A 15,708-nucleotide genomic window follows, 5' to 3' on the forward strand; every position below is an offset into this window, starting at 1 on the left:
CCTCTTACGGTCGGCAGAATCCCGCCGTTCCCGAATCCAGGAGGCAGGTCACCGGTGAACCTGATCAACAACGGCGACGCCGAGCGCGGCACCGGCGGCGCGGGGGAGCCCACGCCGACGGTGCCCGGCTGGCAGACCGTCGAGGGTGCCCCCGCGCTCATCCGCTACGCCGCGGGCGGCGGCTATCCCACCACCAGCGACCCCGGCCCGGCCGAGCGGGGCGCGCAGTTCCTCAGCGGCGGCAACAGCCCGCGCACCCGGCTCACCCAGACCGTGCGGCTGCCGCCCGGCTCGACGTTCCGGCTCTCCGGCTGGCTCGGCGGCTACGCCACCCAGCAGGACGGGGTCCGGCTGTCGGTGGAGTTCCTGGACCACACCGGCTACCCGATCGGCCTGGCCGTGCTCGGCCCGGTCACCGCCCAGGAACGCGGCCTGCGCACCGGCCTGGTCGAGCAGACCACCACCGGCCCGGTTCCCGCCGGCAGCACCCGCGCCCGGATCACCCTGCTGTTCACCCGCTCCGGCAGTGGCACGTCCAACGACGGCTACGCGGACAACCTCAGCCTGACCGTGGGAGCCCGCTGATGCTGAACCGACGCACCCTGCTCCGCGGCGCGGCCGCCGCCGGCGCACTGGGCACCGTGTGGCCGCTGTCCAACGCGCTCACCCCGGCCCAGGCCTACGCCGCGGCCGCCGACCTCGGCGTCTCCTACGACCCGAAACCCTTCACCCTCGGCGTGGCCTCCGGCGACCCGATGCCCACCAGCGTGGTGCTCTGGACCCGCCTGGCCCCCGACCCGCTGGCCGCCGAGCAGCCACTGCCCGCCGCGGTCGAGGTCACGTGGACCGTGGCCGAGGACCGCGAACTGCGGCGCAAGGTCGCCTGCGGCACCACCCCGGCCACCTCGCTGCTCGGGCACAGCGTGCACGTGCCGGTGCACGGCCTGCGGCCCGGCCGCACCTACTACTACGCCTTCGAGGCCCTCGGCCAGCGCAGCCGCCTGGGCCGCACCCGCACCGCCCCGGTGGGCCGGGTGGACAAGGTCCGGTTCGCCTCGGCCAACTGCCAGGCCTTCCACGACGGCCTCTACGCCGCCCACCGCGGCATCGCCAGGGAGAACCTGGACTTCGTGGTGCACCTGGGCGACTACATCTACGAGCACGGCAAGGTCGGCGGCAGCCACATCCGCGACCACGACGGCCCGGAGATCCTCACCCTGGCCGACTACCGCAAGCGGCACGCCCTCTACAAGGGCGACCCCTCCCTGCGCGAGGCGCACGCCGCGCACCCCTGGTACCTGACCTGGGACGACCACGAGGTGGTCAACGACCACAGCGGCACCGAGGGCTCCGCGCCCTTCGTCAAGCGCCGCGCCGCGGCCTACCAGGCCTGGTACGAGCACATGCCCGCGCGCGCCGACACCGGCCTGCCGGACATCCAGATCTACCGGCAGCGCCGCTGGGGCGACCTGCTCGACCTGTCCATCCTGGACCTGCGCCAGTACCGCTCCGCGCAGAACCTGCCGGATGGCACCATCCTCGGCGCCGAACAGCGCGCCTGGCTGGGCAGCCAGATCGACTCCCCGAGCGACGCCTGGCACTGCTGGGTCAACTCGATCATGCTCAGCCAGCTGGCCAAGCCCGGCGGCGGCTACTACTTCACCGACCAGTGGGACGGCTTCCGCACCGAGCGCAACAGCGTGCTCGGCCAGGCCCACCGCAAGGGCCTGGAAGACCTGGTGGTGATCACCGGCGACTGGCACTCCGCCTTCGTCGACGACATCCGCCCGGACTTCGACAACCCCGACGCCCCGGTCATCGGCACCGAGTTCACCGCGCACTCGGTCACCTCCGGCGCCTACTCCGCGGAGTGGAACAAGACCAACGGGCCGGTGATGGGCAAGGCCAACCCGCACCTGAAGTACTTCGAGGGCAACCGCTACGGCTACGACGTCTACGAGGTCACCCCGCGGCGCTGGTCCACCCACATGCGGGTGATCGGCGACCGCAAGGTGGCGGACTCCCCGGTCAGCACGCTGACCACCTTCCACGTCGACCGCGGCAAGCCGGGCAGCTACGAGGACCCGGCCACCGTCGGCTCCGCCGCCCAGTACCGGCGGGCCTGAGCCCTGGTCACGATGGCCGTCACGCCGAGGCGCGCACGGCCATCGTGACCCCCAGGGCCAGCATGGTCACCGCGATCAGCGAGTCCAGCACCCGCCAGGCCACCGGCCGGGCGAAGACCCCCGACAGCGAGCGCGCCCCGAAGCCCAGCACCCCGAACCACAGCAGGCTGCCTGCCACGGCGCCGGCGGCGAAGAACCAGCGGGCCTGCCCGTAGCCGTTGCCGACCGAGCCGAGCAGCAGCACGGTGTCCAGGTAGACGTGCGGGTTGAGCCAGGTCAGCGCCAGGCAGGTGAGCACGGCGGCCCGCAGCGAACCGCCGCCCGCGCCCCCGGCGTGCAGGGCCTCCGGGCGCAGCGCCCGGCGCGCGGCGAGCAGGCCGTAGCCGATGAGGAAGACCGCGCCCGCCCAGCCGACCACGGTCAGCGCGGCCGGCCACAGCGCCAGCAGCCCGCCGACACCGCTGATCCCGGCCACGATCAGGACCGCGTCGGAGACCGCGCAGATGCCCACCACCGGCAGCACGTGCTCCCGCCGCAGGCCCTGGCGCAGCACGAACGCGTTCTGCGAACCGATCGCGATGATGAGGGACAGCCCGGTGCCCAGTCCGGCGGCCAGCGGTGTCAAGTATCCGTACACGTTCTTGACGCTAAGGAGTGAAGATCCAGCAGTCGAGCTAAAGATTCTTCACTATCATTAGCCATCGTGATGGACGAGCTGCCCTTCGACCAGGTCCGCACCCTGCTCGCCGCGGTCGACGAGGGCACCTTCGAGGCTGCTGCCCGCGCCCTGCACGTCACCCCCTCCGCGGTCAGCCAACGGATCAAGGCCCTGGAACAGCGGACCGGCCGGGTGCTGCTGCAACGCGCCAAACCGGTCCGGCTCACCCCCTCCGGCGAGGTGGTGGCCCGCTTCGGACGGCAACTCGCCCTGCTCGCCCACGACGCCCGCACCGAGCTCGGCCTGCCCGAGGACGGCAGGCCCACCGTGCTGCCGGTCGCGGTCAACGCCGACTCGCTGGCCACCTGGTTCCTCACCGCGCTGACCAGGGTCCCCGAACACCTCCAGGTCTGCTTCGCACTGCGCCGCGAGGACCAGGACCACACCACCGACCTGCTGCGCGAGGGCCTGGTGCTGGCCGCGGTCACCTCCAGCCCGGAACCCGTGCAGGGCTGCTCGGTGCGACCGCTGGGCCGGATGCGCTACCGCGCGATGGCCAGCCCGGCCTTCGTCGAACGCTGGCTCACCGGCGCCCCGCTGGCGGAGCTGCTGCCCGAGGCGCCGGTGGTGCTCTTCGACGGCAAGGACGACCTGCAGCACCAGTTCGCCCGCGCCCGCACCGGCCGCGACCCCAGCAGCCGTCAGCACCTGGTGCCCGCCTCCGACATCTTCCTGGCCGCGGTCGTGCAGGGCCTGGGCTGGGGCATGATCCCGGACGTGCAAGCCGGTGACCACGCCGCCCGTGGCCTGCTGGCCGACCTCGCCCCGGCGCACCCGGTGGACGTGCCGCTGTACTGGCAGCAGTGGAAACTCGACTCCCCGCCGCTGACCGCCCTGGCCGAGGCGGTGGCCCGCACCGCTGCCGAACACCTCGCCCCACTGCCTTGACCTCCACCTAGCTGGAGGTAGCACGCTGCCCGCATGCCCCTTTCCGAAGACCTGCCGCCCGATACCCCAGCTGTGGTGCTCGACTACTGGTTCGCCCTGGAATGCCCCTGGCTCGGCTGGTTCGACTGACCCGTAATTCAGCGGCGCCACCCGCCCCGAATGCCTACGCTGCGGCCATGCGGGATCTGCGCGAACTGCCCAAGGCCCATTTGCACGTGCACCTGGAGAGCACCCTGCGCCCGGCCACCCTGCGGGAACTGGCCGTCCGGCACCGGGTCGAGCTGCCCAGCGGCTCCGCCTTCCAGGGCTTCCGCGCCTTCGCCGACGCCAACTCCCGCATCCGCGACTGCCTGCGCGACCCGGCCGACTTCCGCCGCCTGGCCCGCGAGTTCTGCGCCGACGAAGCCGCCCAGGGCACCCGCTACGCCGAGATCCGGTTCACCGCCGCCGCGCACGGCGAGCGCCTCGGCGACCTGGCCATGCCGCTGACCGCGGTGCTGGAAGGGCTGGCCGAGGGCGAGGCCGAACACGACATCCAGGTCCAGGTCATCCTCGACCACTCCCGCCGCCGCTCCGTAGAACGCGCCCGCCGCACCCTGGAGCTGGCCCGCAGGTTCCCGGAGCGGGTGATCGGCCTGGACATGGCGGGGGAGGAGACCTACCCGCTGGCCCCGTTCGCCCAGGTCATCGCGGAAGCCAAGGACGCGGGCCTGCACCAGGTGCACCACGCCGGCGAGTGCTGCGGCGCGGACAGCATCCGGGAAGCGCTCACCCTCGGGCACACCGAACGCCTCGGCCACGGCTTCCGTGTGCTGGAGGACCGCGAACTGACCGCCGAGGTCGCCGACCGCGGCATCCCGCTGGAAGTCTGCCCCTCCTCCAACGTCACCCTCGGCCTGGTCCCGAGCCTGGCCGGCCACCCGCTGCCGGCTCTGCTCGCCGCCGGACTGGTGGTCACCCTCAACACCGACATCCCCAACTTCACCCGCACCACCCTCACCGAGGAGTACCAGCGGGCCCGCGACACCTTCGGCCTGACCGACCCGCAACTGGCCGGCCTGGCCCGCGCCGCCGTGGACGCCTCCTTCGCCCCGGCCCCAACCAAGGCCGCCCTGCACCGCGACATCGATGCCTGGAGCGCCGCACCGCCCGCGCCGCCGATGCGATAGACAAGGCGGCGTGCCCAACCTCGTACTCGGTCCGCTGCTGCGCCACGTCGACGACAACTCGGCCACCGTCTGGGTGGAGACCGACCGCCCCGGCACCGTCCGGGTGCTCGACGCCGAAGCCACCACCTTCCAGGTCTCCGGCCACCACTACGCGCTGGTCGTGATCAGCGGCCTGGCCCCGGACACCGAACACGAGTACCAGGTCCACCTCGACGGCGAAGCGGTGTGGCCGCTGCCCGGCTCGGCCTACCCCCCCAGCGTCATCCGCACCCTGCCCACCCACTCCGACCATCCGGTGCGGGTCTCCTTCGGCTCCTGCCGCTTCGCCCAGCCCGAGGACGCCAAGCGGCGGGCCAAGGTCGGCTACTGCGCGCTGTCCGCGCTGGCCAACCGCCTCATCACGCAGCCGGTGCGGGAACGGCCGGAGGCGCTGCTGCTGCTCGGCGACCAGATCTACGCCGATGAGACCACCGACCGCACCCAGCAGTACCTCAAGCAGCGCCGCGACCTCAGCCAACCGCCGGGCGTGGAGGTCGCCGACTACGAGGAGTACACCCAGCTCTACCGGGAGAGCTGGACCGAACCCGAGGTCCGCTGGCTGTTCTCCACCGTGCCCACCTCGATGATCTTCGACGACCACGACGTCCGCGACGACTGGAACACCTCGGAGATCTGGCGGCAGGAGATGGCCGCCAAACCGTGGTGGGCCAAGCGGGCCCGCGGCGCGCTGGCCTCCTACTGGGTCTACCAGCACCTGGGCAACCTCGCCCCGGCCACGCTGGCCAAGGACGAGCTGTACCAGCAGGTCCTGGCCCTGCACGGGGCTGACGCCCAGGAGTTGCTGGAGTCCCACGCCGCCCGCTGGGACACCGAGATCGGCGAGCACAAGCACGCCCAGTGGAGCTACTGCCGCGACTTCGGCCCGGTCCGCCTGCTCATGGTGGACAGCCGCGCGGGCCGCATCCTCGCCGGCGGCCGCCGCAGGATGCTCGACGACGAGGAGTTCGCCTGGCTCACCGCCCAGCTCGACGGCGCGGGCAGCGAGTACCGCCACCTGCTCGTCGGCAGCTCCCTGCCCTGGCTGCTGCCACCGGTGATCCACCACATGCAGGCCCGCAACGAGCACGCCGCGCACCGCCCCGGCTGGCGCGGCCGCCTGGCCGAACGCATCCGCCAGGCAGGCGACTTCGACCACTGGGCCAGCTTCCGCGAGTCCTTCGACCAGCTCTCCCAGCTGCTGCACCGGACCGCGGCCAAGACCGACGGCACGGTCGCGGTGCTCTCCGGCGACGTCCACCACAGTTACATCGCCCGCACCACCGAGCAGGCCCCGGTGTACCAGCTGACCTGCTCCCCCCTGCGCAACGCCGAACCGGACCTGTTCAAACCGGCCCTCCGTCTCGCCTGGTGGCGCCCCCTGACCGCGCTCTCGCACGCCTGGGCGCGCCTCTCCGGTGTCCCGCCCCAGCCCACCCACTGGACCAAGACCACCGGCCCGCACTTCGGCAACCTGCTCGCGACCCTCGACCTCACCGCCACCGAGGCCACCCTGACCTTCGAGCGCGCCAGCGAAACCAGCCTCACCGAGGTCTGCCGCCTACCCCTGCGCTGACTTCGGTTCTTCTGGCAGGGGCTCCTCCGGCAGGTGCAACACCGTCGGCCGATCCGCCTCGAACGCCCGGGCCAGCTCCACCCGCAACTCCGCCGCCCCCGTCACCCGAACCCCATGACACCCCAACGCCCGCCCCAGCGCCGCGAAGTCCGGCGAAGGCAGATCCACCGCGTGCACCGGATCCGCCCGAGCCACCATCTCCGCCTTGATCTCCCCGTACCCGGCGTTGTCCACCACCAGCACCGGCAACGCCAACCCCAGCTGCGCCGCCGTGGCCAACTCCGCCACGGTGAACATCACCCCACCGTCCCCGAGCAAGGCCGCCGTCCGCACCCCCGGACTGGCCACCGCCGCCCCGATCGCCGCAGGCAACCCGTACCCCAAGGTCCCGAACCCGGTCGGATACAGAAACCCACCCGGCCGCTGGATCGGCAGGTTGGTCAGCGCCCCGTAGTAGCAGGCCATCGCACTGTCCGCGCCCAGCACCCCGTCCCCGAGGAACTCGCCCAGCACCTCCAGCAACCACAACCACCGAGCCCCCTCGGCCCGCCCCTGCGCCCGCAACCTCCCCCGCCACCAAGCCGCCCGCGCCACCCCGTCACCAGGTCGGTCAGCCAGCCGGGGGAGCAGCTCCACCAGCACCGCACCGACATCCCCCACCACCTCCACCTCGGGTGTGGCGTTGACCCGCAACTGCCCCGGATCCACATCCACCCGCACCAGACACCCCGGCTGCGCCAACGGCTCCACCCAGAAGTCACTCGGCGCCAGCTCACTGCCCAGCACCAGCAGCACATCGCAGTCCCGCACGAACTCCGCCACCCCAGGCAGATGCACCCCAGCCCCCAAGCTCAACGGATGCCCCTCGCCCAACACCCCCTTCCCATTGGCCGTGCTGACCACCGGCGCCCCCACCCGCTCCGCCAGCTCCCGAACCAGCCCCGCCGCCCCCTTGGCACCCCCACCCACCAGCACCCCAGGCCGCCGCGCCACCCCCAACACCTCAACCAGCCGTGCCAACGCCGCAGGCTCCGCCCGCACCCGAGGCACCACCACCGGCACCCCCACCTCGGCTTCACCGACCTCGGCAAGCACATCCACCGGCACCTCCAGGTGCACCGGCCGAGGCCGCCCCGCCCGGAAGAACGCGAACGCCTCAGCCACCACCGCCGGAATCTCCGCCACCGAGGTGACCCGCACGCTGTACGCCGCGATCGCCCCCATCGCCGCCGACTGGTCCTTCATCTCGTGCAGGAACCCGTTCCCCCGCCCCGGATGCCGCAACGGCAACCCCGGAGAGATCAACAACACCGGCACCGAGTCCGAGTACGCCTGCCCCACCGCCGCCGCCGCGTTCAACGTCGCAGGCCCCGAGGTCACCACACACACCCCAGGCTGCCCACTGACCCGTGCGTACCCATCCGCCGCGTAGGCAGCCCCCTGCTCATGCCGGGCACTCACATGCCGAACCCCAGCCTCAGCCAGATGCCGGTAGATCTCCAGGTTGTGCGTGCCCGGTATCCCGAACACGGTGTCCACCCCATGCGCGACCAACGCCCGCACCACAGCCTGCCCACCGGTCATCCGCACCAAGCCACCCCCTGCTCAACCCCGGAGCCCACGTCCCCGGCTCCCGAGACCGCGTCCCTGACCACCAAGACTCGCGCACCAGTCGCCGAGCCTCGCGCACCGACCACCACCGCCCGCCCCCAGTCCCCGGCCCCCGCCTCAGCGGTCCCGACCCCCGGGTCGGCACGCTTCGCCGCCCCCTCCCCGACACCAACTCCCAACTTCCCAACGCCAGCGGTCGGTTCACCGACGTCAGCGCCCACGTCCCCGTCAGTGCCCACCTTCCGGCCAGCGCCCAACTCGCCACCGCCAGTCATCAGCTCACCGGCCGCGGTGCCCAACCAGCTCACCGCCCCCGACTCCAACGTCCATCCCCTGGCCCCGGAGGCTGACCTTCCAACCCCGGCCGCGCCAGCTCAAGCTCCCGGGCCTCCGGTAGCGCATCCACCGCACCGCCCCAACGACCCCATCCGCACCGGGTCGAGGTCCCCTCGGCAAGCTCCGGCCCGCCGACATCCACTCCACCGCGACGTCCCGGTACACCTCAACCAACGCGCCCTCGATCCCGATCAGCACCACGGCTCAGAACGCCGGAGTCCCTCGATCAACCCCGCGCCCGCCGACCCTGCACCTCCGGCCCATACCCGCGCTCGTCGAGCCGCCCCGCCATTCCGTCGCAAGCGGCGAGCGGTGCCACCGGGCCGCGCGGCTATCGCACACCGAACGCGCACAGCGACACCTCGTGCACTCCAGTAGGTGATGAGACCGCCTCCTGACTCGCTCCAGCAGGCATTAACCCCGGCAACACCACCCAGTGCACCGTCACTCACCGTGCCGTCGCACGCCAACGGCTGGCCACGCCGCGAGGGCCGCTCGCCCCGCTGACGCGCGTCAGCGGGTGGACCCCCGCCGCAGTGAACACCCGAGCGAGCCGAACGAATGCCCGTTGTTCCGCGAGGGGCCCGAGCCCATCCCGGACCTGACGCACCGCCACCTCCAGGAGCTGTGACTGATCAATCAGTCAGCATCAATCTGGTATGACGGTGCCGGGATGTCAAGGGAACGGGGGACTCAATGCTCGACCACCTCGTGCTGGCGACGCCGGACCTGGCCGGCACCGTCGACTTGGTGCACCTCCTTTCCGGCGTCCGCCCGGTACCAGGCGGACGCCATGAAGCGTGGGGGACGGCGAACTACTTGCTCGGCGTGGGTGAGCAGGCCTACTTGGAGATCATCGGACCGGATCCGGACCGCGTAGTCGAGCCGACCGTGTTCGGACTCGGCACGCTGACCGGACCCAGCCTGATGACCTGGGCCGCCCGCGCCACGGACATCGACGCGAGCGTGGCCGCCGCCCGCGCCCGCGGTGTCGATCCGGGCACACCGCAGGCAATGGGACGTGTCGCCACCGACGGACGACGGCTGAGCTGGCGGCTCACCCCGCCAGGCACTGGAGTCGTCCCGTTCCTGATCGACTGGGGTGACACGGCACACCCTGCCGGGAACCTTCCGGTGGCGCCGCTGGTGGAGCTGCACGCGATGTCCCCGGATCCGGAACCGCTTCGCACCACCCTGGCTGCACTGGACGTCACGTTGCCGGTCCGTCCAGCCAACCGCGTCGGCCTGAGATCAGTCATACACGGTCTAAATGGCGAATTCGAATTGATCACCGGCCCTTAGGCTTTTCTGACTCGATCGTGTCATTTCAGTGTTCGCCCAGCGAAGAATCGGTCGCATATGGACCATCGCTTCGGGTTTGGTGTATGTATGCGCGCCCACTACGACGACATCGCCGACTGGTACGAGCACGAATTCCTTGCTGCACAACGGGATTCCGATCCGCTGGAGCTGACCGCGCTGCTGGTCGACCTGCTCGGCGCAGGCGGCGGACCGTGCCTGGAAATAGGCTGCGGAACCGGCGCGCATGCCGATCGGCTCCGTGCACTGGGCTGGGATCCGTTTGGACTCGACATTTCCTGCGGTATGCTCCGTCATGCGTCGGCGAAACTGCCCGTGGCTCAGGCCGACGCCGAATGCCTGCCCATCGCCGACAGTTCACTGGCGGCCGTCATGACGGTGCTCACCCATACCGACATGCCCGGCTATCCGGCGGTGCTCCGCGAAGTGGCCCGAGTTCTGCGCCCTGGCGGCGTGTTCGTCCACCTCGGGGTGCACCCGTGTTTCTGCGGCGGTTTTGCCGACCGGTCCGCCCCGGCGGCCATAGTGATCAAGCCCGGTTACCGGGACACCCACTGGACGACCGCGTCGTGGACCGCACAGGGGTTGCGCGACAAGGTCGGCGCCACCCACCGCCCACTGCCGCAGCTACTCCACGACTTCCTGGCCGCCGGCCTGGTGCTGGAGCGCTTCGGCGAGGGTGGAGCGCCGACGCCGACGGTGTTCGGAGTGCGAGCACGAAAGGAGTGACTGCCGATGACGAATGGCGCCTGAGCATCACGCCGACGGTTCGGGCTGCCCGGCGAACAGGCGATCCAGGTGGTCGCGGAGGACGCGTTCGGCCGCCGCGCCGTCGCGTTGCCCGCCGACGACGCTGGAGACCAGGCCGCCTGTGAGCGCCACCAGGATGGTGGCGGTGATCGCCGGATCCCGGTCGGCGTCGATCTCGCCTGCCTCCTGGGCCAGGCGGATCTGGCCGGCCAGGTACTGCTCGAGCTTGTCCGGGGTGGTGCCGAAGTTGCGGCTGGCGAATGCCGGGTCGGAGATCATCAGGGCTTGGTAGGCGACCAGGGTGAGCTGGACACGGTGGCTTTCCTCATCCGTGGGCAGCAGGGCGATCAGCGCCGCGTACAGGATGCTGCGTGGCGTTGGCGGCAGGCCGGCCTTGCGGATGCGGTCGAGCATGCGCTCGTTGAGCTTGTCAACCAGGCGGGTCAGCCCGTTGAGCAGCAGCTCTTCCTTGGTGTGGAAGTAGTACTGCACCAGGCGCAAGGAGACGCCGGCTTCGGTGGCGACCTCGCGCATGCTGGCGGCGTGCAGGCCGCGGGTGCCGGCGATGCGCAGCAACGCCTCGGCGATCTCGGCGCGACGCTGCTCATGATCAACCAGTTTTGGCACGGCGCACACCCTACGACACCCATCAACGTGATACGTTCGTATCATAACCGACAGTGATGGGGGTTGCTGTGGTGGACGATCGACTGGGCATGACGAAGCGAGCTGGTTTCCGGAACGAGCGGGCGCGCGAGGACTTCATCCGGACCTACGACGAGCTGATGGCCGAGGTCTGGCCGTCAGCCACGGAATTCGCCGAGGTGCGCACCTCCTTCGGCACCACCAGGGTGCAGCGCAACGGCACCGGCGACGGCATCCCGATCGTGCTGGTGGCGCCCTCCGGCGGCCTGCCGCTGACCTACAACAACATCATCGGGCGGCTGAGCGCGGCGCACACCATCTTCTCCCCGGAGACCATCGCCGAACCCGGGCACCACCTGCCCAAGCGACCGGTGCTCGACGGCGAGGATCTGGCCGCGTGGCTGGTGGAGGTGCTCGACGGGCTCGGGGTCGAGCGAGCGCACCTGGTCGGGATGTCCTACGGGGCGTGGGTGTCGGTGCGCACGGCCCTGCGCGCGCCGGATCGGGTGGCCTCGGTGGCGCTGCTGGAGCCGCCGGGGTTCGAGAAGATCGGCTGGCGGTTCATCCGGTGGAACCTGGCCTGCTTGTTGTTCCTGTTCACCCCGCGGCGGGTGCGGGAGTGGGGGTCGCGGTGGCTGGTCAACGGGACGCTGCGGTCGGAGGTCCTCCGCAGGCTGTTGCCGAAGCTGGTCGGCTTCCGGCAGGTGCTGCCCCTGCCTCAGCTCTACACCGAGGCGCAGCTGGCCGCGTTGAGCAGGCCGAGCCTGGTGGTGCTCGGCGGCAAGAGCAGGCTCAACGACCTGGACTCGCTGCTGGAGCGGCTGGCCGGGTTGCCGGGCATCACCCGGGTCGAGGTGCTGCCCGAGGCTGGGCACGCGCTGACCCTGGACGAGCCGGAGCGGGTGGTCGAGCTGGTGCTGGACTTCGTGGGCGCGCAAGTGCGCTGACCAGGGACCGGTGTTCGGGAACAGGCGCTGTTCCCGAACACCGGTCGCGGTCAGGCACGGACGCGGGTGCCCTTGGGGTCGAACAGCGGGTCGCGTTCGACCACGCCGGGCACCCAGCGGCCGAAGATCTCCACCTCGACCTCGGTGCCGATCTTGACCCGGTCCACCGGCAGGTAGACGAAGGCGATGGCGCGGCCCACGGTGTAGCCGAACCCACCGGTGGTCACCCGGCCCAGCACCTCGCCGTCGACCCGGACCGCCTCGCTACCCAGCGGCCAGACGGTCGAGTCGTCCAGGGTGAGGCAGCGCAGGCGGTGGGTGAACCCGGCCTCCTTGCGGCGCAGCAGGGCCTCGCGGCCGTGGAAACCGCCGGGCTTGTCGGGTTTGACGCAGAAGCCCAAGCCCGCCTCGTACGGGGTGCGTTCCGGGGTGAGGTCCGAGCCCCACAGCCGGTAGCCCTTCTCCAGGCGGAGGCTGTCGATGGCGCGGTAACCGCCGGCGATGACACCGTGTTCCTGGCCCGCCTCCCACAGCGTGCGCCACAGCGCGGCGCCGTACTCGCTGGAGCAGTACAGCTCCCAGCCCAGCTCCCCGGCGAAGGTCACCCGCAGCGCGCGCACCGGCACGTCGCCGACGGTGGTCTCCTGCGCGGTGAGGTAGGGGAAGGACTCGTTGTCCAAGGCCGCGGGGGTGAGCCCGGCCAGGATGTCCCGGGAACTCGGTCCCCACAGGGCGAAGCAGGAGTAGGCGCCGGTGACGTCGGCGATGCGGACCGAGCCGTCGGCAGGGGCGTGGCGGCGCAGCCAGGCGGCGTCGTGGGAGCCGAAGGCGGTGCCGGTGACGACCTGGAACTCCTGCTCGGCCCAGCGGGTGACGGTGAAGTCGCACTCGATGCCACCGCGGGCGTTGAGCGCCTGGGTGTAGGTGACCGCGCCGACCGGGCCCGCGACCTCGTTGGCGCACACCCAGTCCAGCAGCCTGGCCGCGCCGGGGCCGGTGACCTCGATCTTGGCGAAGGAGGACTCGTCGAACAGCCCGGCCCGCTCGCGGGTGCCCAGGTGTTCGGCGCCGATGGCCGGGGACCAGTTCCGGCCGGCCCAGCCCTGCGGTCGCCAGGACTCCTGGCCGGCGGCGGCGTTGCTCTCGTAGTGGTTGACCCGCTCCCAACCGGACTTCTCACCGAAGCTGGCGCCGTGCTTGCGGTGCCAGGAGTAGGCCGAGGAGACCCGCAGCGGGCGGCCCGCGCCGCGTTCCCGGTGCGGGAACGGGATGTCGTAGTAGGTCTCGTAGTTCTCCACCGTGCGCTTGCGGGTGTAGGACGGGGAGCGGTACTGGCGGCCGAAGCGGCGGATGTCCATGTGCGAGAGGTCGAACTCCGGTTCCCCGGCCACGATCCACTCGGCCATCACCTTGCCGATGCCGCCGGCCCCGGCGATGCCGTGCGCGCAGAACCCCGCGGCCACGAAGAACCCGCCGACCTCGGTCTCACCGAGGCAGAACTCGTTGTCCGGGGTGAAGGCCTCCGGGCCGTTGATCATCTTGCGGATGCCAGCGGTGGCCATGGTGGGCACCCGCTGCTGGGCGGCCTCGGCGATCTCGGTGAAGCGGTCCCAGTCCTCGGGCAGCAGCTTGCCGTTGAAGTCCGGCGGCACCGCCTCGAAGTTCGCCCCGGTCTGCGCCCACGGCGCGGAGTCGCGCTCGTAGCCGCCCATGAGCAGCCCGTCGACCTCCTCGCGGAAGTAGACCAGGTTGTCCGGGTCGCGCAGGGTCGGCAGGTGGCTGCCGTCGCGCGGGCGGACCGGCTCGGTGATCAGGTACTGGTGCGACATCGGCACGATCGGCACCCGCACCCCGGCCAGGCGGCCGATCTCGGCGGCGAACATGCCGCCGCAGTTGACCACGATCTCGGCCTCGATGTCGCCGCGGTCGGTGCGCACACCGCGGACCCGGCCCTCGCGCACGTCGATGCCCAGCACCCTGGTGTGCGGGTGGATGCGCACCCCGCCCGCGCGCGCCCCGGCGGCCAGGGAGTAGGTGAGCTGGGCCGGGTCGACGTAGCCGTCGGTGGCCAGGTAGGTGCCGCCGAGCACCCCGGTGGTGTCCAGCAGCGGGAACAGTTCTTTGGCCTCGGCCGGGCTGATCTCCTGCAACGGCAGGTCGACGGTGCGGGACCAGCCTATCTGCCGCCGTGCCTCCTGCATCCGCTCAGGCGTGCAGGCCAGCCGGATGCCGCCGCAGGGCACGAAGCCGACCGGGTTGTCCCCGGCCTCCAGCTCGGCGTAGAGCTGGGCGGAGTAGATGTTCATCCTGGTCAGCGTCACATCGGCGCGCAGCTGGCCGACCAGGCCCGCCGAGTGGAAGGTCGAGCCGCTGGTCAGCTCGTTCCGGTCGAGCAGCAGGACGTCTCGTTCGCCGAGCTTGGCGAGGTGGTAGGCGATGCTGGTTCCGCCGACGCCACCGCCGATCACGACGATGCGGGCGCGGTCTGGGAGCATTCGGTCCACGGACACCGGTCCTTGGTAGCGCAGGTGGGCCGGTCGGGGGAACCAGGCGGCCGCGTGTCTTGACGGACAAGTGTGCGCGCCAACACACTCGGCGACTATGTCGGCGACCGTGCAGGACGCGATCAGTCAGGTCCCGGCGTGGACGGGACGGCGGGTGGAGCTGCTGCCGATGACCGGCGGGCTCAGCCACCAGGTCGCCCACCTGCGGGTCGACGGGGTGGACCAGGTGCTGCGGGTGCTCGACCCCGCGGTCGCGCAGGCCGGTCTCGGGGTGCCGCTGGAGCAGGAGATCGCCAACACCGTGGTGGCCGCGGAGTCCGGGGCCGGGCCGGGGGTGCTGCACATCCTGCCCGAGCTGCCCGCGCTGGTGCTGGAGTACCTGCCCGGCCGCACGCTCAACTTCGACGACACCCGCGAACCCGGGCGCATCCCGCTGCTGGCCGCGGCCTGCCGGCGGCTGCACGCCGCGCCGCGGCCCTTCGTCAACGAGTTCGACATCTTCGCCAAGCAGCGGCAGCTGCTGGAGATCTGCCGCCGCCACGAGCTGACCCTGTTCGAGGACTACCTGGACCACCTGGGCCTGGCGCGCAAGCTGGCGGCGGTGCTGGGCGCGGACCCGCTGCCGGCGAGACCCTGCCACAACGACCTGCTGGCGGAGAACTTCATCGCCGAGCCCGGCGGCATCCGGATCGTGGACTACCAGCTCAGCGGAACCGGCGACCCCGGCTTCGAGCTGGGCAACATCTGCGCGGAGGGCCAGTTCGACCCCGAGCGGGTGGCGCTGCTGGCCGATGCCTACTTCGGCGAGCACTCGCCGCGGCTGACCGCGCGGGTGCGGCTGTTCCAGGCGATGTCGGACTTCACCTGGACACTGTGGTTCTGCATCCACCACGGCCTGCTCAGCAAGCCGGGCAGCACCTTCGACTACTGGGGCGAGGCCGCGGGCAAATGGGGGCGGGCCAAGGCCGCCCTGACCGACCCAGGGCTGGGCCGGCTGCTGCAACTGGCCCACTGAGGGCTTGACAGCGTTTGTAACCTCGCTCACAACTATGGTCAATGGTCTGACCGTTGACCAATCAGCC

13 protein-coding genes are annotated in these 15,708 nt (G+C 71.3%); 9 read left to right on the top strand and 4 right to left on the bottom strand.

Annotated elements, in window-relative coordinates; translation table 11 throughout:
* Positions 1 to 54: 54 nt before the first annotated feature.
* On the top strand, positions 55 to 585 hold the full coding sequence (locus N8J89_RS21540; RefSeq protein ID WP_283658793.1) for a hypothetical protein: 531 nt from the start codon (positions 55 to 57) through the stop codon (positions 583 to 585).
* Complete coding sequence (locus N8J89_RS21545; protein WP_283658794.1) at positions 585 to 2,126, top strand: alkaline phosphatase D family protein; 1,542 nt, start codon at positions 585 to 587, stop codon at positions 2,124 to 2,126. Before N8J89_RS21540 ends, N8J89_RS21545 begins: the two co-directional genes overlap by 1 nt.
* A gap of 19 nt (positions 2,127 to 2,145) precedes the next feature.
* Here the strand turns inward: N8J89_RS21545 and N8J89_RS21550 are convergent, their stop codons facing one another.
* Entirely contained in the window at positions 2,146 to 2,763 is a 618-nt protein-coding gene (locus N8J89_RS21550; protein WP_283658795.1) for a LysE/ArgO family amino acid transporter, read from the bottom strand.
* Between the two features lie 69 nt (positions 2,764 to 2,832).
* On the opposite strand from N8J89_RS21550, the gene N8J89_RS21555 reads away from it, so the two are divergent.
* From N8J89_RS21555 to N8J89_RS21565, 3 genes are all read left to right on the top strand, one after another.
* On the top strand, positions 2,833 to 3,732 hold the full coding sequence (locus tag N8J89_RS21555; RefSeq protein ID WP_502868494.1) for a LysR family transcriptional regulator ArgP: 900 nt from the start codon (positions 2,833 to 2,835) through the stop codon (positions 3,730 to 3,732).
* 176 nt (positions 3,733 to 3,908) lie between these two features.
* Positions 3,909 to 4,901, top strand: a complete 993-nt coding sequence (gene add, locus N8J89_RS21560) for an adenosine deaminase (RefSeq protein ID WP_283658797.1) — start codon at positions 3,909 to 3,911, stop codon at positions 4,899 to 4,901.
* Between the two features lie 10 nt (positions 4,902 to 4,911).
* Complete coding sequence (locus tag N8J89_RS21565; protein WP_283658798.1) at positions 4,912 to 6,513, top strand: alkaline phosphatase D family protein; 1,602 nt, start codon at positions 4,912 to 4,914, stop codon at positions 6,511 to 6,513.
* On the opposite strand, the gene N8J89_RS21570 is transcribed toward N8J89_RS21565, so the two are convergent.
* A complete protein-coding gene (locus N8J89_RS21570) occupies positions 6,499 to 8,097 on the bottom strand; it encodes a thiamine pyrophosphate-binding protein (RefSeq protein ID WP_283666216.1) in 1,599 nt (532 codons plus the stop codon). The two genes, N8J89_RS21565 and N8J89_RS21570, sit on opposite strands and share 15 nt — an antisense overlap.
* A 1,059-nt stretch (positions 8,098 to 9,156) precedes the next feature.
* On the opposite strand from N8J89_RS21570, the gene N8J89_RS21575 reads away from it, so the two are divergent.
* On the top strand, positions 9,157 to 9,762 hold the full coding sequence (locus tag N8J89_RS21575) for a VOC family protein (RefSeq protein ID WP_283658799.1): 606 nt from the start codon (positions 9,157 to 9,159) through the stop codon (positions 9,760 to 9,762).
* A gap of 87 nt (positions 9,763 to 9,849) precedes the next feature.
* Positions 9,850 to 10,509, top strand: coding sequence for a class I SAM-dependent methyltransferase (locus tag N8J89_RS21580; protein ID WP_283658800.1), 660 nt, complete (start codon positions 9,850 to 9,852; stop codon positions 10,507 to 10,509).
* A 27-nt stretch (positions 10,510 to 10,536) separates the two neighbouring features.
* On the opposite strand, the gene N8J89_RS21585 is transcribed toward N8J89_RS21580, so the two are convergent.
* Positions 10,537 to 11,157 carry a TetR/AcrR family transcriptional regulator gene (locus N8J89_RS21585; protein ID WP_283658801.1) on the bottom strand — a complete coding sequence of 207 codons (621 nt, stop codon included), beginning with the start codon at positions 11,155 to 11,157 and terminating at the stop codon, positions 10,537 to 10,539.
* An 89-nt stretch (positions 11,158 to 11,246) separates the two neighbouring features.
* Here N8J89_RS21585 and N8J89_RS21590 point away from each other — a divergent pair, with 89 nt between their 5' ends.
* On the top strand, positions 11,247 to 12,122 hold the full coding sequence (locus N8J89_RS21590; protein WP_283658802.1) for an alpha/beta fold hydrolase: 876 nt from the start codon (positions 11,247 to 11,249) through the stop codon (positions 12,120 to 12,122).
* 50 nt (positions 12,123 to 12,172) lie between these two features.
* Here N8J89_RS21590 and N8J89_RS21595 read toward each other — a convergent pair whose 3' ends face one another.
* Positions 12,173 to 14,617, bottom strand: coding sequence for a GcvT family protein (locus N8J89_RS21595; RefSeq protein ID WP_283666217.1), 2,445 nt, complete (start codon positions 14,615 to 14,617; stop codon positions 12,173 to 12,175).
* 106 nt (positions 14,618 to 14,723) lie between these two features.
* On the opposite strand from N8J89_RS21595, the gene N8J89_RS21600 reads away from it, so the two are divergent.
* On the top strand, positions 14,724 to 15,641 hold the full coding sequence (locus tag N8J89_RS21600) for a phosphotransferase (RefSeq protein WP_283658803.1): 918 nt from the start codon (positions 14,724 to 14,726) through the stop codon (positions 15,639 to 15,641).
* Positions 15,642 to 15,708: the final 67 nt, after the last annotated feature.

This window comes from Crossiella sp. CA-258035 (assembly GCF_030064675.1).
Taxonomy (GTDB): Bacteria; Actinomycetota; Actinomycetes; order Mycobacteriales; family Pseudonocardiaceae; genus Crossiella.